The organism is Rathayibacter tritici, assembly GCF_002932875.1.
Taxonomy (GTDB): domain Bacteria; phylum Actinomycetota; class Actinomycetes; order Actinomycetales; family Microbacteriaceae; genus Rathayibacter; species Rathayibacter tritici.
Genome location: NZ_PSWS01000023.1, coordinates 17,045 through 43,025, shown reverse-complemented (window position 1 = coordinate 43,025; position 25,981 = coordinate 17,045). Strand labels below are relative to the sequence as shown.

Below are 25,981 nucleotides of genomic sequence, written 5' to 3'. Positions count from 1 at the left end.
GCCTGGTCATGACCGGTTTCTCTGTGCTCGACCGTCCGCTCGACATTGTCGTCATCAGTGGCGGCATCAGCCACGAACGCGACGTCTCGCTCCGCTCCGGCCGAAGGGTCGCTGACCGACTGTCGGCGATGGGCCACCGCATCACCCTGCACGAGCCTGACGGAAACCTCCTCACAACGCTTCTCCAGATGCGCCCGGACGTCGTCTGGCCGGCCGTGCACGGTGCCAGCGGCGAGGACGGTGCGCTCCTCGGTCTCCTCGAGGCCGCGGGTTTCGCTTACGTCGGTTCTCGGACGGATGCTGCGCGGCTCGCCTGGTTCAAGCCGACGGCCAAGACCCTCGTCGCTCGCGCCGGCTTCTCGACTCCCCGCTCCGTGACCCTCCCCCGCGAGACGTTCCGTGAACTTGGCGCCGCCGGCATCCTCGAGCAGGTCGAAGCACACCTTCCCGGTCCGCTCGTCGTGAAGCCCGCCCAGGGCGGATCCGCTCAGGGCGTCAGCATTGTCTCGGACTCGTCCCAGCTGCCCCGCGCGATGGTCGAGGCGTACACCTACGGCGACGTCGTCCTCATCGAGCAGCAGATCCTCGGCACGGAGGTCTCCGTCGGAGTCCTCGACCTCGGCGACGGCCCATTCGCTCTGCCGCCGGTCGAGATCGCACCCGTCGCCGGCCGCTACACCTTCGAGGCCCGCTACAACGCGGGGGAGACCCGCTTCTACACGCCGGCTCGCATTGCACCGGAGGTATCGGACGACGTTTCCCGCGCGGCCGTCGCCATCCACGAAATCCTCGGGCTCCGGCATCTCTCCCGCCTCGACTTTATTCTCGACGAAACAGGCTCCCCCTGGTTCTTCGACGCCAACGTCCTCCCCGGCATGACGGAGACCTCACTCGTCCCCCAGGCCATCGAGGCCTCTGGTCGCTACCTCGGCGACGTCTACTCGACACTCGCCAGGCTTGCCGCCTCCGCGTAGGCCGTTTCACGTGAAACGGCGGTCCTCCTCCTCGTGCTAACGTTCCCCTCGTCCGAACGACCTCACTGCTGGCAGCCTTCGTCTTTCGTACCTCTCTAGGAAGGCCAGAAGGACAGCCACCCGGCGCGGGGCATGACGCTCTGCGGCGGGCATCTGACACTCCTTGAGGATCCGCCTCAGCGGCGTGTCGAGACCTAGCTACTTAGACCATCTGAGGACGAACGTCACCGCCGCTGGGATCGCCAGCAGAGATCTGGCGGCTCAGCATTCTGACGAGGGACGCGGTCCCTACACAGCGCGCCGCGCCTCTTTGACCACCGAGAACCTGCCGAGCCGCAGCCACCGTTTCACGTGAAACGCTCTACGGTGCGAGCGACACCTCAGACGGCTCGCCGATCTCCGCGAGGATCCGATTGAGGTCCTGAATCGTCGCGAAATCGATGACCATCTGTCCCTTGCGGGCCCCCAACGTCACCTTCACCCGTGTGTTCAACCGATCACCGAGGTGATCCGCAATCGACGCGAGGTGACCGGAGTGTCCACCCTGCTCCTGTGCTGCAACACGGGTGGTCGCTCGTGGTGCCTTCAGCTGGGCAGCCGCTGCTTCCGCAGCTCGAACCGACAGATCCTCCCTGACGATCTTGTCCGCGAGCCGACGCATGAGCTCGACATCGTCGAGAGACAGGACCGCGCGAGCGTGTCCAGCCGACAGAACGCCGGCCGCCACCCGGGCCTGCACCTCCGCGGGCAGGCGCAGGAGCCGCAACGTATTCGATATCTGCGGTCGGGACCGACCGAGCCGAGTAGCGAGCGCCTCCTGGGTAATACCGAAGTCGCTCAAGAGCTGCTGGTAGGCGGATGCCTCCTCGAGCGGATTGAGATCAGCCCTATGCAGGTTCTCCAGCAGCGCGTCCCGCAGCATATTCTCGTCTGCGGTGTCCTTCACCACGGCCGGAATGGTCGTGAGGCCGGCCGCCTTGGACGCGCGGAACCGGCGTTCCCCCATCACGAGTTCGTACGTCGACTTTCCGCGGGCCGTGATCGGACGGACGACGATCGGCTGCAGGACGCCGAATTCCCGGATGCTGTGCACCAGTTCGGCGAGATCGTCCTCATCGAAGACAGACCGCGGCTGTGCCGTGTTCGGCACGATGTCGGCCAGGGGGAGTCGTGCCAGCCGAGCGCCTGGCACCTCGAGCAGCTCCTCGGCCCGAGCCGAATCGCCGACCTGATCAGGGAAGAAGACATCGACCGGTCGCGATCGCGTCTCGTCGCTGGTCGGGATGAGCGAGCCGATCCCCCGGCCGAGTCCTGTGCGCTTGGTCGCCATCAGCGTGCCTCTCCTTCGTCTGCCATCTCCGCCGGCCTGCGCGCACCCCGGCGTGCAATCTCGGCCGCAGCCTCTAGATAGGCCAGCGACCCGGACGACTGAGGGTCGTAGCTGATCACGCTCTGGCCGTAACTCGGAGCCTCGGAGATACGGACGTTGCGCGGAATGACAGCACGCAGTACCTCCTTCGGGAAGTGCTCGCGGACATCCGCGGCTACCTGCTGCGACAGATTCGTGCGGCCGTCGTACATCGTCAGCAGGATCGTTGACACGCCGAGGTTCGGATTCAGGTGCCGCTCAATCAGGTCGATGTTCTTCAGGAGCTGGCTGAGCCCCTCGAGCGCGTAGTACTCGCACTGGATCGGGATGAGCACCTCACGGGCTGCCACGAAGGCATTGATGGTCAGCAACCCGAGCGAGGGCGGGCAGTCGATGAAGACGTAATCGAACGGCTCGTCCATCCCGTCCAGCATCCGATCGAGAGCTCGACGGAGCCGCTGCTCCCGCGCGACGAGGGACACCAACTCGATCTCCGCGCCGGCCAGATGGATCGTCGCCGGGACGCCGTAGAGGGACGCGAACTCTGGGCTCTTCTGCACGACGTCGGCCAGGGGAGTGTCGTTGACGATGACGTCGTAGACGCTCGCGGTGTCCGCGCGATGCTCAATACCCAGAGCGGTCGACGCGTTGCCCTGCGGGTCCAGGTCGATGACGAGCACCTTCGCCTCACCGCGAGCGAGACCGGCCGCAAGATTCACCGTCGTCGTAGTTTTGCCGACCCCGCCCTTCTGGTTCGAGATCGTGATGACCCTCGTCGATTCCGGCTTGGGCAGCGGCTGAGCGTTCAACAGTGCCCGTCGCCGCGTCATGTCGGCGATCTCCCGGGCAAGAGGCGTCGACGAGTCGAAGCCTCCGGACAGACCGGCGGAATCGGATTGTTTCACGTGAAACCTTCGCTCAGCGAATGGGACAGATGCCAACACCGCGAAGTCGGCGCTCGATGAGCCAAGAACTCACTGCGGCGCCGTGGCGATCACCCCACTGTAGCCCGGACGACCCGCGTCACCTCGGAGAGCACGCCGTCGCCGAGTATGACGACCTCGGGCGGGGACACTCGCCAACGCCGGATCTGCTTCGCCGCCGCCTCGATCTCCTTCTCGGCGTTGATCCCCTTCAGGAGGACCAACTCGCCACCCGGACGCAGCAGGGGCGCAGTCAGCGGGATCAGCTTCGACAACGCGCTGACCGCTCGTGCCGTCACCTGGTCGAGCGGTTCAGGGAGCCGAATCTCCTCCGCTCGCGCCCGCATAACCGAGATATTATCGAGTTCGAGCTGCTCGACCTGCTCTCGGAGCCACACAATGCGGCGTTCCATCGGCTCGATAAGCACGAAGCGGACATCGGGCCGCACGATGCCCAGTACGAGCCCTGGAAGGCCAGCACCACTGCCAACATCACCCACCAGCCCCGGACGAAGGAGAGGCGCCACCAGGGCACTGTTGAGCACGTGCCGCGTCCAGAGCCGGGGAAGCTCCAGCGGTCCAATCAGACCGCGCTCCTCACCCTGCTCCGCCAGCGCCTGCGTGAAACGCCGCAGCACGGGCAGACGATCGCCGGCGATCGCCACAGCAGCCGCGGGTTCGGCCTCGAGCGTCGACTCCACGCCGCTCAGCCGCGGGTGATGACGGTGTGACGCTCGCGGGCCTCGCCGCGCGACTCCGACACGAATCCGCGCTCGCTCACCATGTCGTGCACCAGCTTGCGCTCGTACGACGACATCGGCGGCAGCGACGCCGACGTAGCGCCGTCCTCGATGCGCTCGACGGCCCGGTCGACGAGCTGCGCCAGCTCGGCCTCGCGCGCATCGCGGGAACCCCCGATGTCGAGGATGAGGCGCGAGAAGGCCCCCGTCTTCGTCTGCACCGCGAGCCTGGTCAGCTCCTGCAGTGCCTGGACCGCGTCGGGACGGGAGAGCACGCGGAGGTTGGTGTCACCGGAGGCCGTCACCGAGAGGTACGCGCGACCGTTGCGGACCTCGATGTCGATATCGCCGTCGAGGTCGCAGACATCGAGAAACTCCTCGATGTAGTCGGCGGCGACGTCGCCCTCGTCCTCGAGCTGCGACAGCGTCGACTCCGACGCCTCGTCGCCGGCGGGCGCGTCGGCATCCACAGTCGTCGCGGGTGCGTCGTCAGAAATGGTCTGCATCGGATCGGTCATGGCGGCTCTACTTCTTTCCGGCTTGCTTCTTGGAGCGGTTCTTGCTCACGGGCTGCGTGCGCTGGACCACCTTCTTCTCGACGAGAGTGACATCGCCCGCGGCCGTCGTCTCCTCGACCAGCTTGCCCTTGCGGCGCAGGCGCTCCTCGCGGGCCTTCGCGGCCTCACTGCCCGGCGTCGGCATGTTCCGGATGACGATGAACTGCTGGATCATCGTCCAGATGTTCGAGGTCAGCCAGTAGAACATGACGCCGAGAGGGAAGGCGAAGCCCGAGAAAGCAAAGACGAGCGGGAGGATGTAGAGCAGGATCCGCTGCTGCTTGAACGTCGGCGAGGCCTTGGCCTCGGGGGACATGTTCTTCGACACGATCTGCAGCTGGGTAATGAACTGCGAGGCGGTCATCAGGACCACCATGATCACCGCGATGACGATGACCGGCTCCTGGCCGCCCTGAGCGAGCGCGCCCTGGATCGACTGGTGCAACGGAGCAACGCCGAACAGGTTCGCCTCGCCGAACTGGCGGGCGAGTGTCTCATCGAGCGGACCGACGCCCTTTTGGCTGTGCTGCGCCGCGTTCAGGACCGAGAACAGACTGAAGAAGATCGGCATCTGGATCAGCAGTGGCAGACAGGAGGCGAGCGGATTGGTGCCCGTCTTCTTGTAGAGCTCCATCGTCTCGCGAGACATCGCCTCGCGGGACAGCTGGTCGCGCTTGCCCTTGTACTTGTCCTGGATCTTTTTGAGCTGAGGTGCGACCTCCAGCATCCGGCGCTGGCTCTTGATCTGCTTGACGAAGATCGGAATAAGCGCGGCGCGGATGACGATGACCAGGCCGACGATCGAGAGGACCCAGGTGATTCCTGCGGCCGCCTCCATGCCGGTGAACGTCAGCAGCTGGTGGAAGGCGACGAGGAGCAGCTCGACCACCCACTTGAGGGGCCAGAGGATCGTGCCGAGGAGGTCCATGAAGTGAGGTCAGTCCTTTCGAGGGCCCACGACGAACCCGGCTCGCGTCACAGCGAAGCGGGTCCGGCCGGAAGCCGGTCGGTGCAGGGGGATCGAGGTCGGGACGTCGTCGACGCCGCCGGCCGCCCACGGGTGGCAGCGGAGCAGACGGCGGGCCGCGAGGACGGAGCCGAGGACGAGCCCGTGGAACTGGACCGCCTGGAGCGCGTACGCGGAGCACGAGGGGTAGTAGCGGCAGACGTCCCCGTAGAGCGGAGAGACGACGGACCGGTAGGCAATCAGAAGCAGGACGCCGAGATTCCTCGGGAGCAGGAGCACCGTCCAGCCGAGCAGGGCGGGCCAGGACTCGCAGCGGGGGAGTACTGCCGTCATGAGGGGGCACCGCTCTTGCGCAGGGCCCGCGCCATCGCGGTAGCGACTTCGGCCCGCAAATCCGACCACGCAGCGTCGGCACTGCCCGGCAGTGCACGGACGACCACCTGGGTGCCCGGGTCGATCTCGCGGACAAGCTCGAACGCGACAGCCTTGAGGCGGCGGCGGACGGTGTTGCGCGTCACCGCGGTGCCGACCGTCTTGGCGACGATGAACCCGAACCGCGCAGGAGCGGCCGCGGAGGACCGGCGGACATACGTGACGGTGTGCGGTCCCGTGGACCGCACACCGCGACGGACGACTGTCCGGTACTCGCCTCCGTGGACGATGCGATTGGCTCTGGCCAGCACCGCTGGTCGGTACCGGTCGCTACTAGGCGGAGAGCTCGGTGCGCCCCTTGGCGCGGCGAGCGCTCAGGATGGCGCGGCCGGCGCGGGTGCGCATGCGCAGACGGAAGCCGTGCACCTTGGCGCGACGACGGTTGTTCGGCTGGAAGGTTCGCTTGCTCATGATTCAGATCTCCACGTACGTGTTCCGCGGCGCGAACCGGCGCCACCCGCTCGGGCGGCGACTCGGATCCTCCGGGAAGGAAGGGGTGCCCGGCTGCGGCTCCGTGAAACCTGCGAGGGCCGCACGGACGACACCGGGCAGGCGTCAACTGATTAAAGCTACGGCCTGCACCGTCGCCGGTCAAATGTGGACCGGGCGAATCCTCGATCATGCACGGAGGACGAGGGCTTCCGCTCATTGACACGCGGGAGTCGCTGTGGTGGATTTGTCTCCTGTCGGCTCGGTTGGTTACGGTGTTGAGCCGCAGTTATCCACAGGTGGGATCCGCGTCCTCCCGCTCCCGCACAGGCATCACTCGAGGCCGGTGGACAACCCTGTGGAGAAGCGGCACTCGAGACCGCGGCTCGGTTCGCGGCCCACCACCGCGCCGCGACGACCTCCGACAGGCCTCCGGACCGGACGACTCCCGCAGCGACTTCACAGCGACACCACTCAGGACCGGAGACAGATGACAGACGACACGTCGATGGTCGACGCGTGGAACGTGATCCTCGGCGCACTGTCCCAGGACGAGCGGATCACCGCTCCCCTCTACGGGTTCGTCTCGCTGGTGGAGCCCAAGGGCATCATGGCGGGCACCTTCTACCTTGAGGTCCCGAACGAGTTCACCCGCGGGATGCTCGAGCAGCGGGTGCGGGTGCCCCTGCTCAGTGCGATCGGGACGCTCGATGACTCCTTCGGCGTCTCGACGTTCGCCTTCGTGGTGAACCCCGACATCGAGCACGAGCCGCTCAGCTCCCCGTCGCCGGCGGAGTCGATGAACCCGTTCGAGCCCATCACCGCATCCTCGGCCACGGTCGCGCCGACCCGTGTCGTCGAGGAGCTGCGAACCGTGCCGGCCACGGACACCCGGTTGAACCCCAAGTACAGCTTCGACAACTTCGTCATCGGAGGATCCAATCGGTTCGCCCACGCGGCGGCCGTCGCCGTCGCCGAGGCTCCCGCCAAGGCCTACAACCCGCTCTTCGTCTACGGCGACTCCGGGCTCGGCAAGACACACCTGCTCCACGCCATCGGTCACTACGCGATGAGCCTCTATCCGGGGATCCGCGTGCGGTACGTCTCGAGCGAGGAGTTCACCAACGACTTCATCAACTCGATCGCGAACAACCGGGGCAACGCCTTCCACGGCCGCTACCGCAACGTCGACATCCTCCTGATCGACGACATCCAGTTCTTGCAGGGGAAGGCGGAGACGCAGGAGGCGTTCTTCCATACCTTCAACCAGCTGCACGACCACAACAAGCAGGTCGTGATCACCTCCGATCTGCCGCCGAAAGCACTGACCGGCTTCGAGGACCGGATGCGCTCGCGCTTCGAGTGGGGCCTGATCACCGATGTACAGGCTCCCGACCTCGAAACGCGCATCGCGATCCTCCGCAAGAAGGCGGTGAGCGAGAAGCTGCTCGTTCCGGACGACATCCTCGAGTTCATGGCGTCGAAGGTGTCGAGCAACATCCGTGAACTCGAGGGGACGCTCATCCGCGTCACCGCGTTCGCGAGTCTGAACCGCACTCCGGTCGACATGTCGCTCGTGCAGACCGTGCTCAAGGACCTGATCACGCTCGACGAGGACAACGTCATCTCGCCGGTCGACATCATCAATCACACTGCGGACTACTTCAAGCTCACGGTCGATGACCTCTACGGATCGTCACGCTCTCAAGCCGTCGCCACCGCACGCCAGATCGCGATGTACCTCTGCCGCGAGCTGACAAATCTCTCGCTGCCCAAGATCGGCCAGCTGTTCGGCAACCGCGACCACACCACCGTCATGTACGCGAACAAGAAGATCTCGGAGCTCATGAAGGAGCGCCGCAGCATCTATAACCAGGTCACCGAGCTGACCACCCGCATCAAGACCAACCGCTGACGCGGGGCTTCGGGCCGTCCCTCGGGCGAGTGCCCGTCTCGATCCTCCGTCGCCCGAGGTCGATCCGCCACTTCCCGGTGTACTCGATGGTCGAGTAGCACCCATCGACCTCTCGCATCGAGTCGCCTGTGCGCCTGACGCGCCGTCTCACGCGCCACAGCCGACGATTTCCACAGTGTGAGGAACCTGTGGATAACTGTGGACAACCGCCTCGGAATTGTGGGCCAGAAGCGCCCACCTGTGGAGGGCGGCGCATCGCCCCGAATCGCTCCACAGGGCGTCCACGGCCGCGCTCACACTCCCTCCACAGGGTCGCGTAGCTCCGATCCCTCTGAGCAGTAGGGTCCCGGAGCGCTTTCCACAGTTTCCACACGTGTTAACACTGTTAACGCAGTTCTCTCTTTAACCAGGCCTCGACCAGCAACCTCTTCACAGCGGCTCGGGAGCGCTCGACGGGCGACCCCCTTCCGAGCGCGCCGAGCCCGACGGGTACGATGGGCGACGGTCTTCGTCCGCGACTCGTCAGGGGTGTACTCGTGAGGTTCCAAGCCAACCGCGATGTCTTCAGCGAGGCGGTGTCCTTCGCGGTCAAGCTGCTCCCGCAGCGCACGACCCTGCCGATCCTCTCCGGAGTCCTCATCGAGGCGACCGCTGAGGGTCTGACACTGTCCTCCTTCGACTACGAGGTGTCCGCACAGACGCAGATCGCAGCCGACGTCGAGGAGACGGGGACCGTGCTGGTCTCGGGCCGCCTTCTCGCCGACATTGCGAACCGCCTGCCCAACGCACCCGTGCGGATCGCCACGGAGGAGTCGCGCGTCTCGGTCTCGGCCGGCTCGGCGCACTTCACGCTGCTGCAGATGCCCGTGGAGGAGTACCCGAGCATCCCCGAGATCGACGCCTCCACCGGTCTCGTCCCGGCGGACGCCTTCGCGGCAGCTGTCTCGCAGGTGGCGGTCGCCGCCTCGCGCGACGACGTGACTCCGGTCATCACGGGCGTGCAGCTCGAGATCACCGAGAACACGATCGGACTCGTCGCGACCGACCGCTACCGGGTCGCCGTCCGCGAAATCGACTGGGACAACGGCGACAACCCGGCGCCGGCTCAGCCGCTCACCGCTCTGGTGCCGGCGCGGACGCTCCAGGAGGTCGGTAAGACCTTCGGCCACTCCGGCACCGTCTCGATTGCCATCACGAACCGCGACGAACGCGAGCTGATCGCGTTCACCGCCGATCGCAAGACCGTCACCTCGCTGCTGATCAAGGGCAACTTTCCGCCCGTGAAGCGCCTCTTCCCCGCCTCCGTGGAGAACTTTGCGGTCATGTCGACCAGCGACCTCATCGAGGCCGTCCGCCGCGTTTCGCTCGTGCTCGAACGCGAGGCCGCCCTCCGCTTCAGCTTCAGCAGCGATGGGCTCACTCTCGAGGCCATCGGCTCCGAGCAGGCGCAGGCGTCCGAGAGCATCGATGCGATCGTGACCGGCGACGACGTGGTCGTCTCGCTCAAACCCCAGTTCTTGCTGGACGGGCTCGCCGCCGTCCACTCCGAATTCGTACGCATCGCGTTCACGAAGACCGAGAACCCCAACAAGCCCGGCCCCGTCCTGATCACCGCGCAGACCTCGCGCGAGCAGCCCGGCAGCGACAGCTACCGCTACCTGCTCCAGCCCAACCTGCTCCTGCGCTGACCACCACCCCGGATCGCAGAGCCGCGACCGCCCCGCTCCCGACGAGCGCCCGCCCGCCGGACAACGAATCCAGGAAGGTTCACCATGCACATCGGACTCGTCGGCCTCGGCAAGATGGGCGACAACATGCGCTCCCGCCTCCGCTCGAAGGGCCTCGAGGTCACCGGTTACGACCGGAACCCGGACGTCTCGGACGCCGCCTCGCTCGACGAGATGATCGCCGCGCTTCCCTCGCCCCGGATCGTCTGGGTGATGGTCCCAGCCGGCGAGATCACCGACGCGGTCGTGAAGGATCTGTCGGAGAAGCTCACCGAGGGGGACCTCGTCATCGACGGCGGCAACTCCCGCTTCACCGAGGACTTCAAGCACGACGCGCTGCTGAAGCCGAAGGGCATCCACTACATCGACGCGGGAGTCTCCGGCGGCGTGTGGGGATTGCAGAACGGCTACGGCCTGATGGTCGGCGGCCCGAAGGAGCTCGTCGAGTACGCGATGCCCGTCTTCGACGCGCTGCGTCCGGAGGGCCCCCGCGAGGAGGGCTTCGTCCACGTCGGCGAGGTCGGCGCGGGCCACTACGCGAAAATGGTGCACAACGGCATCGAATACGCTCTGATGCAGGCGTTCGCGGAGGGTTACGAGCTCCTCGAGACCCGCAGCGACATCATCAAGGACGTCACCGGCACCTTCAAGGCGTGGCAGCGCGGCACGGTCGTTCGGTCCTGGCTGCTCGAGCTCCTCGTCCGCGCCCTCGAGCAGGACCCGGACTTCAAGAACATCGAGGGCTACGTGCAGGACTCGGGCGAGGGCCGCTGGACCATCGAGGAGGCCATCAACAATGCCGTCCCCGTGCCGACGATCAGCGCCTCGATCTTCGCGCGCTTCGTCTCCCGCCAGGAGGACTCCCCCGCGATGAAGGCCGTCGCGGCGCTGCGCAACCAGTTCGGCGGGCATAGCGTCAAAGCCGTTGATTGAGCGGAGCTCACTCCACGGGCTCGGCCGGTCCCTGCCCGGCCTCACAGCGGTCGGCTTTCAGGGGTGGTGGCGTTGTGCAGGGCCGGTGACGGACGGCGGACTGCGGCCCGCCGCCCCCGTGAGGCAGGGATGCTCTCACGGAGGCGGCGGGCCTTCGGCCGCCTCCACATTGCGGGGGACGATGGTCTGTTAGGGGGGCGGAGGAGAGGAGCGCGACGTGCAGGTGACGCAGTTGGCGCTCAGTGACTTCCGCAACTACGAATCCGTCGATGTTGCGCTCGTCCCGGGGCCGAATCTTTTTGTCGGGCGGAACGGACAGGGTAAGACGAACCTGGTCGAATCGCTCGGCTACCTCTCCACCCTCGGCTCGCACCGCGTATCAAGCGACCAGGCGCTCATCCGCGCCGGCCGCGACAGCGCCGTCGTTCGTGCCCGCCTGCGCAACGGGGAGCGCGAGCTGCTGGCCGAGGTCCAGATCAACCGCTCCTCGCCCAACCGCGCGCAGATCAACCGCGGCGGGATCAAGCCGCGCGAGCTTCCCCGCTTCTTCTCGAGCGTGCTCTTCGCACCGGAGGATCTTCTGCTGATCCGGGGCGATCCGTCCGCGCGGCGACGCTTCCTGGACCAGCTGGTGGTCCTCCGCTCCCCCCGGATGAGCGCGGTCCAGTCGGACTACGAGCGCGTGCTGCGCCAGCGCAACTCCCTGCTGAAGTCGGCGCGGGCGAGCGGGGTCCGCGACGCGTCGAAGCTCGGCACCCTCGACATCTGGGACGAGCGCCTGATCGCGCTCGGGACCGAGATCATGCAGTCCCGCCTCACTCTGGTGGAGGAGCTGAGCGGGCCGGTGCGCGCAGCCTACGAGGCGGTCGCCGGCGCCGACCAGCGCCCGGTGCTCCGCTCGCGCCTGAGTATCGAGGGCGCGGTCGACGACGACGGCGAGCCGGTGGAGCAGCCGGGCTCTGCCTCGCCGGCGGCGGGCGAGAGTCTGGCGCCGTCGTTCGCCACGGCGCTGACCGGGGTGCGGCGTCGCGAGCTCGACCGGGGTGTGTCCCTCATCGGCCCGCACCGCGACGACGTGCAGTTCGAACTCAATGCGCTGCCGGCGAAGGGATACGCCAGCCACGGCGAGAGCTGGTCGTTCGCACTGGCGCTGAAGCTGGGGGCGGCGGAGTTGCTGCGCCGCGACTCCCCGATGGGCGACCCCGTGCTCATGCTCGACGACGTCTTCGCCGAACTGGATGCGCGGCGACGCGAGCGGCTCGCCTCCGTCGTCGCCGACTACGAGCAGGTGCTGATCACCGCAGCCGTCTTCGACGATGTGCCGGAGGCGCTGGCCGCGCACACTGTGCGGATCGAGGCGGGGCGTATCGTCGGCACGGAGCCAGCCGATGGCTGACGCGCCCCGTCGCGGCGCCCCCGACTCCGAAGCCGCCCGCGTCTACCGCCACCTCAAAGAGGTATTCGGTGCGGACGGCCCGCGCCGCATCCGGAAGACCGTGGAGCGCGCAGAGCCCCGCGGTGACGCGATCCCGTTCGGCAAGGGCCGCGACCCGCACGACCTCGGCGACGTCCTCGACTCCCTGACCGTGACGCTCGGCTGGACGGCGCCACTTGCCCAGGGTGACCTGATGTCGTCGTGGACGGCGATCGCCGGAGAGGAGACAGCTAAGCACTCGAGTCCGGTGGGTGTCGTCGACGGCGTCCTGACCGTCGCCTGCGAGTCGACGGCGTGGTCGACGCAGTTGCGGCTGATGCGGATCGAGATCATGAACCACATCGCCGTGAACTTCCCCGAGGCGGGCATCGCGTCGATCCGTTTCCTGGGCCCCGACGTCCCGAACTGGAAAAAGGGTCCCAGGTCCATTCCAGGGCGTGGTCCGCGCGACACCTACGGCTGACAACGCATTTTCGGTCGACCGCCGAAGTTTCGCGCCGCAGATCGCCGTCCAGCGCTTCGGATCGAGCCCGCACGCGGTAGAATGGAGGGCCGCCGAACCGCAATGACGACGCCGTGCGGGCGATCTCCAGATCCCCGTGCGCGTTACGACGGACCGTCAGAGGAGAACTCCACAGCTATGACACAAGAGCCGAACGACTCCACGTCACCCGAAGCGAACGACCTGGACGCGAACGGCTCCGCCGGACCCTCCGCTGCGCACGAGAGCATGTCGACCAAGTCCTCCGGCGACTACGGTGCTAACCAGATCCAGGTCCTCGAGGGACTTGAAGCGGTCCGCAAGCGCCCCGGCATGTACATCGGGTCCACGGGTCCGCGCGGTCTGCACCACCTGGTCTACGAGATCGTCGACAACGCCGTCGACGAGGCGCTCGCGGGCTACTGCGACAACATCGACATCGTGATGCGCGCCGACGGAGGCGTCACCGTCGCCGACAACGGCCGCGGCATCCCGGTCGACATGCATCCGACGGAGGGCATCTCCACAGTCGAGTTGGTGCTGACCGTCCTGCACGCCGGCGGCAAGTTCGGCGGAGGCGGCTACGCGGTCTCCGGTGGTCTGCACGGCGTCGGCTCCTCCGTGGTCAACGCGCTCTCGACGCGCCTCGAGGTCGAGGTGAAGCGCCAGGGTGCCGTGTACCGGATGAGCTTCACCGACGGCGTGCCGGACGCCCCGCTCGCCCAGGGCGAGGCCAGCGACGAGACCGGCACGACGATCACCTTCTGGCCCAACGCGGGGATCTTCGAAACGGTCGACTTCGACTACGAGACCCTGCGCGCCCGCTTCCAGCAGATGGCATTCCTCAACAAGGGTCTGCGCATCGCACTGACCGATCAGAACGAGGTCGAGTTCGAGGGGGAGGGTGAGGACGAGACCGAGGGCGACCGCACCGACGTCTTCCACTACGAGAAGGGGCTCGTCGACTACGTCGAGTACATCAACTCGCTGAAGAAATCAGACCTGGTGCACTCCGAGATCATCGACTTCGAGTCGGAGGATACCGAGCGCCGCATCTCGCTCGAAGTCGCGATGCAGTGGACGACGGCCTACACCGAGAGCGTCCACACCTATGCGAACACGATCAACACGCACGAGGGCGGTACCCACGAAGAGGGCTTCCGCGCCGCGCTGACGTCCCTGGTCAATCGCTATGCGCGCGCGAACAACCTGCTCAAGGAGAAGGACGAGAACCTTTCGGGCGACGACATCCGCGAAGGCCTCACCGCCGTCGTCTCGATCAAGCTCGGCGAGCCGCAGTTCGAGGGCCAGACGAAGACCAAGCTCGGCAACACCGAGGCGAAGGCATTCGTGCAACGGGTGGCCGGTGAGCAGCTCGCCGACTGGTTCGATCGCAACCCGAGCCAGGCGAAGGACATCATCCGCAAGGCGATCCAGGCAGCGTCGGCCCGCATGGCGGCGCGAAAGGCGCGCGAGACGGCCCGTCGCAAGGGCCTGCTTGAGGGCGGCGGTATGCCGGGCAAGCTCAAGGACTGCCAGTCGAAGGACCCGTCGATCTCCGAGATCTTCATCGTCGAGGGCGATTCGGCGGGCGGATCCGCGGTGCAGGGCCGGAACCCCGAAACTCAGGCGATCCTCCCCCTGCGCGGCAAGATCCTCAATGTCGAGAAAGCCCGGCTCGACCGCGCCCTTGGCAACAACGAGGTCCAGGCGATGATCACGGCGTTCGGGGCCGGCATCGGCGAGGACTTCAACCCCGATAAGGCCCGGTATCACAAGATCATTTTGATGGCCGACGCCGACGTAGACGGGCAGCACATCACGACGCTCCTGCTGACGCTCCTGTTCCGCTACATGCGTCCGCTGATCGACCTCGGCTACGTCTACCTCGCGCAGCCGCCGCTGTACCGCCTCAAGTGGTCGAATTCGCCGCACGAGTACGTCTACAGCGACCGCGAGCGCGACGCGCTGATCGCTCACGGCTCGGCGACCAACAAGCGCATGCCCAAGGAGAACGGTATCCAGCGCTACAAGGGCCTCGGCGAGATGGACTACAAGGAGCTGTGGGAGACGACGATGGACCCCGCCACGCGGACCCTCCTCCAGGTCACCCTCGATGACGCGGCCGCGGCCGACGAGATCTTCTCGACCCTGATGGGCGAGGACGTCGAGTCCCGCCGCTCCTTCATTCAGAAGAATGCGAAGGACGTGAGGTTCCTCGACATCTAAATGTCGAGGAACCTCACGTCCTTTGAAAGGCGGCAGCCCCGCGATCGCACCGCGATCCGAAAGGCGGCAGCCCCGCGGCACACGGCCGCGGACCCGGCCACGTGGAGAAGGTGACGGCGGCCCTCAATGGGCCGCACGACCACCGCCGAACCGCCACCCACCGACAACCGACCCCCTGACACCCAGCGCGACCGCCGCCCTCGCACCTCGGGGACACGGACCCACCTGAGAGACCAGAGACCATGGCAGACGAAGCAGACACCCCCACCGGACCGGACGAGAGTGACGACATTGTCACCGAGACCGGTGTCGTGATCCACGGGCACGACAAGATCGAGCCGGTGGATCTGCAGCTCGAGATGCAGCGCTCCTACCTCGACTACGCGATGAGCGTCATTGTGGGCCGTGCTCTGCCGGAGGTCCGCGATGGCCTCAAGCCGGTGCACCGTCGCGTCATCTACGCCATGTACGACGGCGGCTACCGCCCGGACAAGGCGTTCTCGAAGTGCTCCCGCGTCGTCGGCGACGTGATGGGCCAGTTTCATCCGCACGGCGACTCCGCGATCTACGACGCCCTTGTCCGCCTGGTGCAGCCGTGGAGCCTCCGCTACCCGCTCGCGCTCGGGCAGGGCAACTTCGGCTCCCCCGGCAACGACGGCGCGGCCGCTCCGCGGTACACCGAGACCAAGATGGCGCCGCTCGCGCTCGAGATGGTCCGCGACATCGACAAGAACACCGTCGACTTCCAGGACAACTACGACGGCCGCACCCGCGAGCCGGCGATCCTCCCGGCCCGTTTCCCGAACCTCCTGGTCAACGGCTCCGTCGGTATCGCGGTCGGTATGGCGACCAACATCCCGCCGCACAACCTGCGCGAGGTCGCCGCCGGCGCGAAGTGGGCGCTCGAGAACCCGGATGCAACGCGCGAGGAACTCCTCGAGGCGCTGCTGCAGCGGATCAAGGGCCCCGACTTCCCCACCGGTGCGCAGATCCTCGGCGTCCGCGGTATCCAGGACGCGTATCGCACCGGTCGCGGCTCGATCACGATGCGCGCCGTCGTCTCGATCGAGGAGATCCAGGGCCGCACCTGCCTCGTCGTCACCGAGCTGCCGTACCAGGTGAACCCGGACAATCTGGCGATCAAGATCGCCGAATTGGTCAAGGACGGGCGTGTCTCCGGCATTGCGGACATCCGCGACGAGACCTCCGGCCGCACCGGTCAGCGCCTCGTGGTCGTCCTCAAGCGCGATGCCGTGGCGAAGGTGGTGCTGAACAACCTCTACAAGCACACGCCGCTGCAGGAGAACTTCGGCGCCAACATGCTCGCGATCGTCGACGGCATCCCGCGCACGCTCTCGCTGGACGGCTTCATCCGCGCCTGGGTCGACCACCAGGTAGAGGTCATCGTGCGCCGCACCCAGTACCTCCTCGACGAGGCGGAGGCGCGGATCCACATCCTGCGCGGCTACCTCAAGGCGCTCGACGCGCTCGACGAGGTCATCGCGCTGATCCGCCGATCCCCCACGGTGGAGGAGGCGCGCGACGGCCTGATGGAGCTTCTCGACATCGACGAGGTGCAGTCCCGCGCCATCCTCGACATGCAGCTGCGCCGACTCGCGGCCCTCGAGCGTCAGAAGATCGTCGACGAGCACGACCGGATCCAGGCCGAGATCGAGGACTACAAGTCGATCCTCGCGAGCCCCGAGCGTCAGCGCACGATCATCTCGGACGAGCTCGAGGAGATCGTCGATCGCTTCGGCGACGACCGCCGCACCGAGATCCTCTTCGGTTTCGACGGCGACATGAGCGTCGAGGATCTGATTCCCGAGGAGGAGATGGTCGTCACCGTGACCCGCGGCGGCTACCTCAAGCGCACTCGGAGCGACTCCTACCGCGCGCAGCACCGGGGCGGCCGCGGTGTGCGCGGCGCGCAGTTGAAGGCCGACGACATCGTCGAGCACTTCTTCGTCACCACCACGCACCACTGGCTCCTGTTCTTCACGAACACCGGGCGGGTCTACCGCGCGAAGACCTACGAACTGCAGGAGGCGGGCCGCGACGCGAAGGGGCAGCACATCGCGAATCTGCTCGCGCTCGAGCCGGGCGAGCAGATCGCGCAGATCCTCGACATCCGCGACTACGAGGTGGCGCGCTATCTCGTGCTCGCGACGCGCGACGGGCTGGTGAAAAAGACGGCTCTCGCCGAGTACGACACCAACCGGTCCGGGGGGATCATCGCGATCAAGCTGCGCGACGGCGACGAGCTGGTCTCGGCGTTGCTGGTGGAGGAAGACAGCGACGTGCTGCTCGTCTCGCGCAAGGGAATGTCCATCCGTTTCACCGCCTCCGATGAGGCGCTGCGCCCGATGGGCCGCTCCACCTCGGGCGTGCGGGGGATGTCGTTCCGTGGGGAGGACCGTCTGCTCGACGCCAATGTCGTCAGTGACGAAGGCTTCGTGTTCGTGGTCACCGAGGGCGGATATGCGAAGCGCACCGCGGTCGATCAGTACCGGCTCCAGGGACGCGGCGGTCTGGGCATCAAAGTGGCCAAGCTGGAGGACAAGCGCGGTGACCTGGTCGGCGCGATCATCACCGGCGAGGACGACGAGGTGCTCGTCGTGCTCGCCAGTGGCAAGGTGGTACGCTCTGCCGTGGCCGAGGTACCGGCCAAGGGTCGCGACACCATGGGAGTCGTCTTCGCACGATTCGCTGAGGATGACCGCATCATCGCACTCGCCAAGAACACCGAACGTAATCTCGACGCCCAGGACGAGGATCCCGACGCCGCGGCGGCGGCCGAGTCCGGCCCGGTGTCGGAGGAGGATGGGTCCGTAGATGAGTAGCACCGTCGCCGAGAAGCTCGCCAAGAAGTCTGCGAAGAGTCCGGCGGCGAAGCAGGTTCGCTTGAAGCTCGTCTACGTCGACTTCTGGTCGGCCGTCAAGCTCTCGTTCCTGCTGGGTCTGACGCTCGCGATCATCACGATCGTCGTCGTCTACCTGGTCTACACGGTCCTCTCCCAGACGGGTGTGTTCGAGAAGGTCAACGGCCTGGTGCAGGAGGTCGCGGGCGCTGAGACGTTCGACCTCAACACGTTCCTCTCGCTACCGCAGGTCATGGGCTTCGCGATCGTCGTCGCGGTGCTGAACACGATCGTCACCACGGCCCTCGGCGCGATCGTCGCGATGCTGTACAACCTCAGCGTCAAGATCACCGGCGGGCTGCTGGTCGGCTTCACCAACCAGTAGGCGGCGGCGGCCGATTGGGATTCTGGCGGCAGGTCCGGTAGAGTCTCCTCTGGTCAATCCGGGGGTATAGCTCAGGCGGTTAGAGCGCTTCACTGATAATGAAGAGGTCCCAGGTTCAAGTCCTGGTACCCCCACCCGTGCCGGACGGCTCACCACCTCGCAGTGGCGGGCCGTTCGACTCTCGGAGGCGGATCGCCCCGTCCCCAGCCCGGGGCCTTAGCTCAGTTGGTAGAGCGCCTGCTTTGCAAGCAGGATGTCAGGAGTTCGAATCTCCTAGGCTCCACAGTCTTCCGGCCGCTCCGGTTTTTCTCGTCGTATCGGAGTGATGAGCACCGCGCAGCGGTCGACCGCCGCGCGGAACGGGTCGGCCGGAGAGCCGCGTCCTGACGGTCAGCGCGGTCGGCAGGCGACGCCGAGGAACTCCTGCACGGAGAGGGTCTTGGATGTGCCGTCGCGGACATCGCCGACGATGATCTCGCCGACGGAGAGAGTGTCGAACTGCTCGGCCGTGAACACGACGGGGCGGGAGAGCACGGAGCGATCGGTCGCATAGGCACCGAGCGCGAAGTCGACGCCCGGCGGGAACCGCTCGACCTCCCTGTCGGCGGGCCAGATCGTCCGTCCGGAGAGGTCGGTCGCACCCAGCTGCGTGACTGGTGACGGCGAGACCCAGCGGGTGATCCTCTGCAGAGTGTCGCCGATGGCCGCAGGAGCGGAGTCGGAGGCGGCCAGATCGAGGCCGTCGATGGATCCGGAGCAGACGACGACCACGCCGAGGACCTCGGCCCGTTCGCCACCGCGGCCCAGCCCGACCGTCGCTGTCGTCGCGGGCTCGTCCGCCGTGCACCCGGAGAGGGCGAGTGCGCCGAGCGTCGCGACGGTGCACACGAATGCGGTACGACGGTGCATGGAGCCTCCCCCGGCCACCCTACGCGGGGAGCGCCAGCGCGAGGGCGGCGAGAGCCTGGGGGAGGGAGGGCGCACCCTCTGCGCGGAACACGATGTCCCCCGTGCTGTCACGCACGACGACCGTCGGTGTGGAGCGGATATCGGCGGCCTCGGCCTCGACGGGATGGAAGGCCACATCGTGTTCACGGATCTCGGCGGCGGGACCAGCTCCGCTGCCCGCTCGAGCACCGAGCGCGCCGCGTGACAGGCCCCGCAGAAGGCTGAGGTGTAGAGCTCGACGATCACGACAGGGAGAACACGGAGGGGAGACGGGGGATTCCCGGGCGCCGTCAGCGCAGGAGCCAGGTCTCGTTCATGGTGAGCGCCGCGTCGATGAGTTCGACGCGCTCCAGCTCCTCGACTTCACCGAGCGAAAACCAGGCGGCAGCGTCCGTGGACCCGTCGACCTCGTGGGTGAGCTCGCCAGCCACGACGCGCGCGCGGTACACAATGCGGATGGCGTGCAGTGGACCAGCGTCGGGCTCACCGCGACGGTGCGCGGGGATGACATGCGAGTCGACTCCGATGAGGGCCTCGAGCTCAGCGCGGTAGCCCGTCTCCTCGAAGATCTCGCGGATCGCAGCATCCGCGGGCGACTCGCCCTCCTCGATCCCGCCGCCGGGGAGGGTCCATGCCGACCAGGGGCCCTGGCTCCAGTGCGCGAGCAGCATCCGCTCGCCGTCGATGATCACGCCGTACGCGGCGACCCGGATATCCATCGGAGAAGCGTAACCCGGGCACTCGAACGAGCCGGACCCCTCGGGGGGGCCCGGCTCGTCCAACGGAAGCGTCAGGAAGCGGTCGATGCCGCGTTCTGCGCGGCGCTCTTCGGCACCGTGAGCATTACCGGTTGGCCTGCACTTAAGGATTATCCGAAAAGGGGCATTCAATTGTCGTCCCGAAGAATCGGTATTTTAGGAGCTGCCTTGCTCGCGAATCCAACCATACGAACAATGCACTCAGGTGCACATTCTTTCTCGATACTCAAGGAGCCGAAGGCCACGCTATCGCCGAGGAATTACGCTCGGCTGGCCGCGATCGCCTCGTTCGCAGTGGCGAGTGCGCCGGGAAGGTTGAAACCGCTGGTGGTAGTCTTGCGATTGTCGGCGCGGGGCGTCTCTACTGGCGGGGCGAACGCTACGTTTGGACGCTTCAACAGCACCTCACGCCAGTGGTTTATTACCGCATTCTCGGCCGGGAACACGTCTGCGAGCACGATGGGAAGATTGGTAATCTGCAGCATCATCAGTGCCGGCGATTCGGCTCGGCCCTGTGCCAGGCGCATGACCGTGTCAAGCGTCGCGGGGAAGACTATAATGCACTCCGAGTTCCCGCTTCGACCGTCTCGCCACGAGTGCGGCAGGCCTGGGGTGTCCCAGTCGTCGAGCCAGACTTCGCCGTTGGCGAGTCCTTGAAGTGCCCCGACGGTCACGAAGGACGTCGCCCGCGACGAAACGGATAGGTTAATCACGACATCCGGTGTCGTGAAGCGGATCCAGTTGATCCACCAGGGAACGAGGGACGCTGAGATTGATCCGGACACGTGCAGATGAAGTTCGGAACCCTGGAAGGTTGCGGGCGGTTGTGGAGCGGTCATGAGCGTGCTCCAGGCCACACACTTTCCCACCTAGAGATGAGGACCGGCTGCATTCGCTGTCCCTCGGGTGCAACCGGGAAGTAGTTCATTAGCAGGAACTGGAACCGGTCGGTCTTTCGATCTGGCAGCAGGCCGCGGGCAGCATCGGTCACGAGTTCGTAGGCGGTGCTCGAGGTGATCCAGTCGAATCGCGCGTAGTTCGACCTCATCACCGAGAGTTGCTGCATGGCGTCGAATAGGGCCTTCGGTCCGCGACTGCGCGGATTCAGAACCACGTTGAGTGCGCGGTGATCGATTATCGGCGTGACGTCCTGCCACAGCGACGTTGCAGTGGGAGAGATGCCGTCTCCCGTCCGAACTAGTAGATGCACGTTCTGTACGCCGGGATTCGGGGCGAAGAAACGCCAACCAGGGATTGTCCAACCGCCGACGTACCGACGGAGGTCCAGGTTGAAGGAGTCTGGGGTGTTGAACAACGTAGTCGCGATGAGGTGCGCGGTGAGGGCGCCGACCGCGGCCACTCCGACGGCTTGGCTGAGGTCAGGACGCGCCATCGACTGCCCCATCAATGACCAAGGCGACCTGCTGGGCGTTCTCACGAAATCCGATGATTGATCGGTGTGACGAGTCGGGAACCAAAGTATATTCAGCACCGAGTTTCATCGCGAGTTCCGCCTGTTGAGCGGCGTTCTCCTGAGATGCGACGAGGTATCGATTCGGAATAGATCGCAAAATATCGAGGACCTGATCGGTCTCGAATTCGAAGTATTCACCGATCGCGCGGTAGATGTTTCGCGGGCCGAAAACGAACTGAACGATGCCGTTTTGCTGGTCCGGCTCGTACCGGGACTGTCGCCCGACCGCGTGGGGCGCGAAGTTGTAGATTCCGGTCAGTGCGGCGAACATGGTTCGCAGTTGCGCCTGCAGATAGGTGCCAACGCGGCGGCGGTCCTTCCGATCCGCGGCGAGGAGGTCGGGATCGGTTCCGTCCACGATGACCGCAGCGGCGATTCGGCGTCCGGCGATGTCACGGTCGGCGTAGCCGGCCAGAGCTAGAAGGCCGATGGAGTGCGTGACCCCGATGAGAGGGCCGGAGGATCGGGTCTTTCGCACCAGTGCATCGACGACGGTGTGCGGCAGCGCAGATGAAGTGGTTTGTCCGTACCCCCGCCGGTGGTACGCAATGACGTGGCAGTCCGGTCGGGAGAAGGCGGAGACCCAGGTCCAGGCGTCGAGGGGATTCCCGAGGCCGGCTTCGAGGATCACGACCGGTGCGGTGGAGGCGTCCGTGTCGGCTACGGTCGGAGCGCGGTGGACGTACTCGATGTCGCCGTCATTCATGGGCCACAGTTCAGTGCCCTTGAGGCCGCGACGGCGCTCGATGTCGAGGGCGCGCTGGGCCGCTGCGTAGGTGGCGGAGGTCGCGGTGACCGCCGCCGCTACCGTTAGCACGACCCGCTCGAGCTGTGAAGATGGCAGGACGTGGCGTCGGATGACGTAATCGACGGCACCGTGGGAGCCTGTGAAGCCCCAGATGAAGCGGGGAAGCTCCATGACCGCGGCGACTGCGACGTGGAATCCCTTCACCCCCACCAGCGCTAGTCGACCGCAGCGCTTCGGCAGCATGTAGACGATGGGAAAGGAAAGCTCCCAGATAGGCGTGGCCCACGTGAGTAGGCGGGCGAGCCAGGGTCGGGATCGAAGAACTTCCGCGGCCGGGCCGCTTCCGTAGGCCTGGGTTTGCACGATTTCGCCCAGCGCGTCGCCCTGCACCCAGCTCGACCCGAAGAGCTTCGAGAGGCCCGAGACAAAGTAGCTGAGCCCGGACTGAAAGTTCACGGCACGCAGAAAGAGGTCGTCGGATCGGTCCGCACCAGGGATAAGGGCGGATATCGCGCGGTACTGTGTGATCACGGCCGTCATCTGGTCGGCGCCGTCCCTGCCATAGGGGGTGCGTATCTCGTTGAGCCGGTTACAAGCGCCGATTATGGCGGACGCCCAGATCTGTACTGGCCTTCGGTTGTTTCCGAGCAGTAGCGCAACCGAGGCTGCGAGGTTCACCGATGCGAGGATCCTTGGGGTGACCGGCGAGTCGAGCACAGTCCTGAGCCGACGGCGGAAGGTGCCCGGCGGCATAGTGCGTGCAGAAACACCGCGGAGCAGTCCGTCGCGTCGATAGAGGCCCCCGATGCTCAGAGCCTCGACGGACGCAAGAATTTGGCCGAACGCGATCGGTGCCATCGTGGCGTTGACGGCGTGTTGCCGTGGGGTGCTGGTGATTTGCTGAGAGAGCTGGAGGCGTTGCAGTAACATGTGACCCGCCTTGGGCGTGAGTGGAATACGGAGCGATGAGGCTCTCCACTGTGTCGCTGAGCGGAGAGCCGCTCGCCCTAGCAGATGAGGCAGACGGTGCTGCCCGCGACGACGTACTCGGTGGCGACGACGACGGTCGGTGTCGTCATTGCCGGGATGGACCCGTCTGTGCGGGCGCCGGCCTCAACGGACGACAGCGCCGCGTTGGCGAATGTCTGCACTTCGAGCACTTCACTGTTCATCTGGATTCCCTTTCTCGTGTTCCGGAACAATCGCTCCGGTGTGGTGTACCTCGTCGAGGAGGTGGCTGACGAGCTCCAGCAGGCGCAACGAAGAATAAAGGCGCCAGAGACACAAGATCGTGCCACTGGCACTGCTGTTTGCCCGCGAAAAGTATCGGTCGAAAACTCCGGTAGTAACCGGAGCTGACCGATGGGACGTGACGGTTTGGAGAGAGCGATGGCAAGCTCGCGAGCGACGTTGTCACGTGTGACGCTCACGAGTGCGTCGCACTTCTCAGGCAATGAAACGCGCACTCTCCCGGCCGCGTGGCGCAAACCTTAGCCGAGGTAGGGCTCCTTGTCTACCCCTTGCGGTTGGTCGGTTCGCGTTTGTCCGGTCCGGCTCAGGCCCGACGCAGCCACCGAACGAGCAAAGAGAGAGCGATAATGACGGACACAGTGACCAAGCCACCCACGCCTAGCAGCCCCGGTGTCACCGCGATGCCAGCCACGACAGCGAAGAGCGGAGCGTCGAGAGCCCACAGCACTCGAATCACGGGCATGGGGTCACCGAGGGCCGACGGTACCGGCACCAGGAGGAAGATGGGCGATGGTCCGCGCAGCGCGTTGCTGATTCGGGCGGCGAGAACCACGACCGGCAGAGTGGCGGAGCTCCACAGGAGGGACGTCACCGCGCTGGGCACAAGCACGAGACTGATGCTGATCGTCGACGTCACCATGATGACTACCGAGATGAGTACCGGGAAGATGGTGTGCAAGACGAGGAGCACGCCGTCGCTCATGCCGTACAGAGGCTGGGCGCGGGCGACCTGGCTGATGTGCTGGAGGCCGCGGCTGAATGCGCCGGACCCGATGTAGAGCAACGCCGCGGCAAGCGCTCCAAGCAGCGGAGCTGCGCTAGGAGCCGCCGCCGCTGCAGCGAGGAGGACGGCCGATCCGACGATCGTCAGGGCACCACTCAGTGCACGCAGGGGTGTGCGCAGGGCACCGATCGTGTCACGGACGACCACGAGGCTGACCGGATTCGCACCGCGGACCACTGCGCGGAAATGACGCCCTCTGGAGGGCCGGGCCTGGTACGACTCCGATACAGCTGTGAAGTCGAGACTCACCGCATGCGCGATCGCGACGTTCCAGCGGGCGGACTGCACCGTGAGCGTTCGTTCGCTGATCCGGTCGAGCAGTGTTGGCGCCGCGCCGAGACCGACCGCGGAGAGCGCGGCGAGGACGGCGATCGCGGGTACGTCGGCGGTGGCCGACGCCCAGGCCCAGCTCGACAGCTGGGCGACGACAGCTCCGGAATCCATGCCGACGATTCCGAGTGTGGCGGCGGCGATCAAGACGCCGGCGAAGACCGCGGATGCCTTCGGGGCGGCCTCTCCGCCCAGCCAGCACACCGCACTGATCGTCCCAATGAGCATGCCGCGGATGGTGAATCCGATGACGCTCGGTGGAGTCAGGAGGCCGGCCGTGCCGAGTGCCGCGCCGAAGAAGACGGCGATGCCTCCGCTCGCGACGGTTGCGACGACGACCGCCACCACGACGCGCGAACGGAAGACCTCGCGCTGTGGCAGGTCGCTCTCCGTCAGGGCGTAGGTGAAGAAAGGAGGTGCGACGGCTGGCCCGCGGCTTCGTCCGGTGACAAGCGCTGCGGCCCACAGTGCGAGGACGGCGATAGCGGCGATCGCCGTCGCACCCGAGCCGGTCAGCGTGCTGGCAGTTTCTGGTGTCGTCACGGAAAGCCACGCGGCGCGCACCACGGGCATCACGACGACGAGCACGAGCAGCACCAGCGAATACGCGATATACGCACGATCACCGGCCACCCGAGATTGCCGCCCGCGCCAGATGCCGGTTGCCGAGACGAGGCGGGAGGTCACTGCGGGTGATCCAGGTCGAGGACGCGGTCCGCGAGACGATCCGTGAGCGCGGCACTGTGGGTTGCTATGACGATGGCCACGCCGTCAGATCGACGCTTGTCGAGCAGATCCCCCACGAGCGCGAGGCGCTCATCGTCGAGACGCTGTTCCGGTTCGTCGAGCACAAGCACCTCGAATGGCCGCGCGACCGCGAGCGCGAGGGCGAAGAGCTGCTGTTGCCCCGAGGACAGCTCGTGCGGAAACCTGTGGAGCAATCCATCGAGAGCGAGCGCGCCTAGCGCCTCCGACGCGCAACGCTCTGCACCGTCAGACTCGTTGAACCATGTTGCGGCGACAAGCCTGACGTGGTCCTCCACTGTGAGGTCTGATGCCAGTGGTGGGAGAGAGATGAGGGAGGCGACCCGACGTCGAAACGCTGGGTTGCGGCGGGAAACCGGCTCACCACCGATGGTCACGGTTCCGCCGGTGGGTGAGCGCACACCGGCGAGCACCTTGAGCAGCGTCGACTTACCCGCGCCGTTCCTACCCCGAACGACCACGATTTCACCTGCCTCGACTCGCACGCTCGTGGGAGGGAGCAGTGTCACCATGTCCACGGCGACGACCACGTGCTGCACGTCGATCATGAATTCCCCCTCACTGCC

General features: G+C 66.2%; 26 protein-coding genes and 2 tRNA genes. 11 read left to right on the top strand and 17 right to left on the bottom strand.

Going from position 1 to position 25,981, the window contains the following annotated elements; translation table 11 throughout:
* Nucleotides 1–8 precede the first annotated feature (8 nt).
* Nucleotides 9–974: a D-alanine--D-alanine ligase family protein gene (locus tag C5D07_RS03360; protein ID WP_104258673.1), complete on the top strand. Its 966-nt coding sequence runs from the start codon at nt 9–11 to the stop codon at nt 972–974.
* A 361-nt stretch (nt 975–1,335) separates the two neighbouring features.
* Here C5D07_RS03360 and C5D07_RS03355 read toward each other — a convergent pair whose 3' ends face one another.
* The 8 genes from C5D07_RS03355 to rpmH all read right to left on the bottom strand — a co-directional run bounded on the left by C5D07_RS03355 (nt 1,336) and on the right by rpmH (nt 6,373).
* Entirely contained in the window at nt 1,336–2,304 is a 969-nt protein-coding gene (locus tag C5D07_RS03355; protein WP_104258672.1) for a ParB/RepB/Spo0J family partition protein, read from the bottom strand.
* Entirely contained in the window at nt 2,304–3,173 is an 870-nt protein-coding gene (locus tag C5D07_RS03350; protein ID WP_084416218.1) for a ParA family protein, read from the bottom strand. Before C5D07_RS03350 ends, C5D07_RS03355 begins: the two co-directional genes overlap by 1 nt.
* A 164-nt stretch (nt 3,174–3,337) precedes the next feature.
* A complete protein-coding gene (gene rsmG / locus C5D07_RS03345) occupies nt 3,338–3,967 on the bottom strand; it encodes a 16S rRNA (guanine(527)-N(7))-methyltransferase RsmG (protein WP_104258671.1) in 630 nt (209 codons plus the stop codon).
* A 5-nt stretch (nt 3,968–3,972) separates the two neighbouring features.
* Complete coding sequence (locus tag C5D07_RS03340) at nt 3,973–4,524, bottom strand: Jag family protein (protein ID WP_249028161.1); 552 nt, start codon at nt 4,522–4,524, stop codon at nt 3,973–3,975.
* A 7-nt stretch (nt 4,525–4,531) separates the two neighbouring features.
* Entirely contained in the window at nt 4,532–5,491 is a 960-nt protein-coding gene (gene yidC / locus C5D07_RS03335) for a membrane protein insertase YidC (protein WP_104258670.1), read from the bottom strand.
* Nucleotides 5,492–5,500: 9 nt separating this feature from the next.
* Nucleotides 5,501–5,863 carry a membrane protein insertion efficiency factor YidD gene (yidD, locus tag C5D07_RS03330; RefSeq protein ID WP_104258669.1) on the bottom strand — a complete coding sequence of 121 codons (363 nt, stop codon included), beginning with the start codon at nt 5,861–5,863 and terminating at the stop codon, nt 5,501–5,503.
* On the bottom strand, nt 5,860–6,213 hold the full coding sequence (rnpA, locus tag C5D07_RS03325) for a ribonuclease P protein component (protein WP_068256742.1): 354 nt from the start codon (nt 6,211–6,213) through the stop codon (nt 5,860–5,862). Before rnpA ends, yidD begins: the two co-directional genes overlap by 4 nt.
* Nucleotides 6,214–6,235: 22 nt before the next feature.
* Nucleotides 6,236–6,373 carry a 50S ribosomal protein L34 gene (gene rpmH, locus C5D07_RS03320; protein WP_027692766.1) on the bottom strand — a complete coding sequence of 46 codons (138 nt, stop codon included), beginning with the start codon at nt 6,371–6,373 and terminating at the stop codon, nt 6,236–6,238.
* Between the two features lie 508 nt (nt 6,374–6,881).
* Between rpmH and dnaA the strand changes: the two genes are divergently transcribed.
* The 10 genes from dnaA (at nt 6,882) to C5D07_RS03270 (ending at nt 18,640) form a co-directional block, all read left to right on the top strand.
* A complete protein-coding gene (gene dnaA / locus C5D07_RS03315) occupies nt 6,882–8,306 on the top strand; it encodes a chromosomal replication initiator protein DnaA (protein WP_104258668.1) in 1,425 nt (474 codons plus the stop codon).
* A 536-nt stretch (nt 8,307–8,842) separates the two neighbouring features.
* Nucleotides 8,843–9,994 (top strand): DNA polymerase III subunit beta, encoded by a 1,152-nt coding sequence (gene dnaN, locus C5D07_RS03310; protein ID WP_068256744.1) that lies wholly within the window; start codon nt 8,843–8,845, stop codon nt 9,992–9,994.
* Between the two features lie 84 nt (nt 9,995–10,078).
* On the top strand, nt 10,079–10,966 hold the full coding sequence (gnd, locus tag C5D07_RS03305; RefSeq protein WP_068250035.1) for a phosphogluconate dehydrogenase (NAD(+)-dependent, decarboxylating): 888 nt from the start codon (nt 10,079–10,081) through the stop codon (nt 10,964–10,966).
* A gap of 217 nt (nt 10,967–11,183) precedes the next feature.
* Entirely contained in the window at nt 11,184–12,362 is a 1,179-nt protein-coding gene (recF, locus tag C5D07_RS03300) for a DNA replication/repair protein RecF (protein ID WP_068250038.1), read from the top strand.
* Complete coding sequence (locus C5D07_RS03295; RefSeq protein ID WP_068250042.1) at nt 12,355–12,864, top strand: DciA family protein; 510 nt, start codon at nt 12,355–12,357, stop codon at nt 12,862–12,864. Before recF ends, C5D07_RS03295 begins: the two co-directional genes overlap by 8 nt.
* Nucleotides 12,865–13,131: 267 nt before the next feature.
* A complete protein-coding gene (gene gyrB / locus C5D07_RS03290; protein ID WP_249028163.1) occupies nt 13,132–15,111 on the top strand; it encodes a DNA topoisomerase (ATP-hydrolyzing) subunit B in 1,980 nt (659 codons plus the stop codon).
* Nucleotides 15,112–15,353: 242 nt separating this feature from the next.
* Complete coding sequence (gyrA, locus tag C5D07_RS03285; protein WP_068250044.1) at nt 15,354–17,954, top strand: DNA gyrase subunit A; 2,601 nt, start codon at nt 15,354–15,356, stop codon at nt 17,952–17,954.
* Nucleotides 17,947–18,357, top strand: coding sequence for a DUF3566 domain-containing protein (locus tag C5D07_RS03280; RefSeq protein WP_068250046.1), 411 nt, complete (start codon nt 17,947–17,949; stop codon nt 18,355–18,357). Before gyrA ends, C5D07_RS03280 begins: the two co-directional genes overlap by 8 nt.
* A 60-nt stretch (nt 18,358–18,417) precedes the next feature.
* Nucleotides 18,418–18,491, top strand: a tRNA-Ile gene (locus C5D07_RS03275).
* Between the two features lie 76 nt (nt 18,492–18,567).
* Nucleotides 18,568–18,640 (top strand) — tRNA-Ala (locus C5D07_RS03270).
* Nucleotides 18,641–18,747: 107 nt separating this feature from the next.
* On the opposite strand, the gene C5D07_RS03265 is transcribed toward C5D07_RS03270, so the two are convergent.
* The 9 genes from C5D07_RS03265 to C5D07_RS03230 all read right to left on the bottom strand — a co-directional run bounded on the left by C5D07_RS03265 (nt 18,748) and on the right by C5D07_RS03230 (nt 25,963).
* A complete protein-coding gene (locus C5D07_RS03265; RefSeq protein ID WP_104258666.1) occupies nt 18,748–19,266 on the bottom strand; it encodes a hypothetical protein in 519 nt (172 codons plus the stop codon).
* A 19-nt stretch (nt 19,267–19,285) separates the two neighbouring features.
* The gene (locus C5D07_RS16020; RefSeq protein ID WP_249028160.1) at nt 19,286–19,441 is read right to left on the bottom strand and encodes a hypothetical protein; all 156 of its coding nucleotides are present in this window, start codon (nt 19,439–19,441) and stop codon (nt 19,286–19,288) included.
* A gap of 154 nt (nt 19,442–19,595) precedes the next feature.
* Nucleotides 19,596–20,024, bottom strand: a complete 429-nt coding sequence (locus C5D07_RS03255; protein ID WP_068250056.1) for an NUDIX hydrolase — start codon at nt 20,022–20,024, stop codon at nt 19,596–19,598.
* 299 nt (nt 20,025–20,323) lie between these two features.
* Nucleotides 20,324–20,902: a CypD family RiPP peptide-cysteine decarboxylase gene (locus C5D07_RS03250; protein WP_104258665.1), complete on the bottom strand. Its 579-nt coding sequence runs from the start codon at nt 20,900–20,902 to the stop codon at nt 20,324–20,326.
* Entirely contained in the window at nt 20,899–21,456 is a 558-nt protein-coding gene (locus C5D07_RS03245; RefSeq protein ID WP_104258664.1) for a hypothetical protein, read from the bottom strand. Before C5D07_RS03245 ends, C5D07_RS03250 begins: the two co-directional genes overlap by 4 nt.
* Nucleotides 21,443–23,215, bottom strand: coding sequence for an alpha/beta fold hydrolase (locus C5D07_RS03240; RefSeq protein ID WP_211286314.1), 1,773 nt, complete (start codon nt 23,213–23,215; stop codon nt 21,443–21,445). The genes C5D07_RS03245 and C5D07_RS03240 overlap by 14 nt, the downstream gene beginning before the upstream one ends.
* 77 nt (nt 23,216–23,292) lie before the next feature.
* Nucleotides 23,293–23,457, bottom strand: coding sequence for a cypemycin family RiPP (locus tag C5D07_RS15195; RefSeq protein ID WP_146076708.1), 165 nt, complete (start codon nt 23,455–23,457; stop codon nt 23,293–23,295).
* A 383-nt stretch (nt 23,458–23,840) separates the two neighbouring features.
* On the bottom strand, nt 23,841–25,337 hold the full coding sequence (locus tag C5D07_RS03235; RefSeq protein ID WP_104258663.1) for a hypothetical protein: 1,497 nt from the start codon (nt 25,335–25,337) through the stop codon (nt 23,841–23,843).
* Nucleotides 25,334–25,963 (bottom strand): ABC transporter ATP-binding protein, encoded by a 630-nt coding sequence (locus C5D07_RS03230; RefSeq protein WP_104258702.1) that lies wholly within the window; start codon nt 25,961–25,963, stop codon nt 25,334–25,336. Before C5D07_RS03230 ends, C5D07_RS03235 begins: the two co-directional genes overlap by 4 nt.
* Nucleotides 25,964–25,981: the final 18 nt, after the last annotated feature.

Coding starts and splice junctions, on each gene's coding strand:
- C5D07_RS03360 (WP_104258673.1), top strand. CDS start 9: ATGACCGGTTTCTCTGTGCTCGACCGTCCGCTCGACATTGTCGTCATC.
- C5D07_RS03355 (WP_104258672.1), bottom strand. CDS start 2,304: ATGGCGACCAAGCGCACAGGACTCGGCCGGGGGATCGGCTCGCTCATC.
- C5D07_RS03350 (WP_084416218.1), bottom strand. CDS start 3,173: ATGACGCGGCGACGGGCACTGTTGAACGCTCAGCCGCTGCCCAAGCCG.
- C5D07_RS03340 (WP_249028161.1), bottom strand. CDS start 4,524: ATGACCGATCCGATGCAGACCATTTCTGACGACGCACCCGCGACGACT.
- yidC (WP_104258670.1), bottom strand. CDS start 5,491: ATGGACCTCCTCGGCACGATCCTCTGGCCCCTCAAGTGGGTGGTCGAG.
- yidD (WP_104258669.1), bottom strand. CDS start 5,863: ATGACGGCAGTACTCCCCCGCTGCGAGTCCTGGCCCGCCCTGCTCGGC.
- rpmH (WP_027692766.1), bottom strand. CDS start 6,373: ATGAGCAAGCGAACCTTCCAGCCGAACAACCGTCGTCGCGCCAAGGTG.
- dnaA (WP_104258668.1), top strand. CDS start 6,882: ATGACAGACGACACGTCGATGGTCGACGCGTGGAACGTGATCCTCGGC.
- gnd (WP_068250035.1), top strand. CDS start 10,079: ATGCACATCGGACTCGTCGGCCTCGGCAAGATGGGCGACAACATGCGC.
- C5D07_RS03295 (WP_068250042.1), top strand. CDS start 12,355: ATGGCTGACGCGCCCCGTCGCGGCGCCCCCGACTCCGAAGCCGCCCGC.
- gyrB (WP_249028163.1), top strand. CDS start 13,132: ATGTCGACCAAGTCCTCCGGCGACTACGGTGCTAACCAGATCCAGGTC.
- gyrA (WP_068250044.1), top strand. CDS start 15,354: ATGGCAGACGAAGCAGACACCCCCACCGGACCGGACGAGAGTGACGAC.
- C5D07_RS03280 (WP_068250046.1), top strand. CDS start 17,947: ATGAGTAGCACCGTCGCCGAGAAGCTCGCCAAGAAGTCTGCGAAGAGT.
- C5D07_RS03265 (WP_104258666.1), bottom strand. CDS start 19,266: ATGCACCGTCGTACCGCATTCGTGTGCACCGTCGCGACGCTCGGCGCA.
- C5D07_RS03255 (WP_068250056.1), bottom strand. CDS start 20,024: ATGGATATCCGGGTCGCCGCGTACGGCGTGATCATCGACGGCGAGCGG.
- C5D07_RS03250 (WP_104258665.1), bottom strand. CDS start 20,902: ATGACCGCTCCACAACCGCCCGCAACCTTCCAGGGTTCCGAACTTCAT.
- C5D07_RS03245 (WP_104258664.1), bottom strand. CDS start 21,456: ATGGCGCGTCCTGACCTCAGCCAAGCCGTCGGAGTGGCCGCGGTCGGC.
- C5D07_RS03240 (WP_211286314.1), bottom strand. CDS start 23,215: ATGTTACTGCAACGCCTCCAGCTCTCTCAGCAAATCACCAGCACCCCA.
- C5D07_RS15195 (WP_146076708.1), bottom strand. CDS start 23,457: ATGAACAGTGAAGTGCTCGAAGTGCAGACATTCGCCAACGCGGCGCTG.
- C5D07_RS03230 (WP_104258702.1), bottom strand. CDS start 25,963: ATGATCGACGTGCAGCACGTGGTCGTCGCCGTGGACATGGTGACACTG.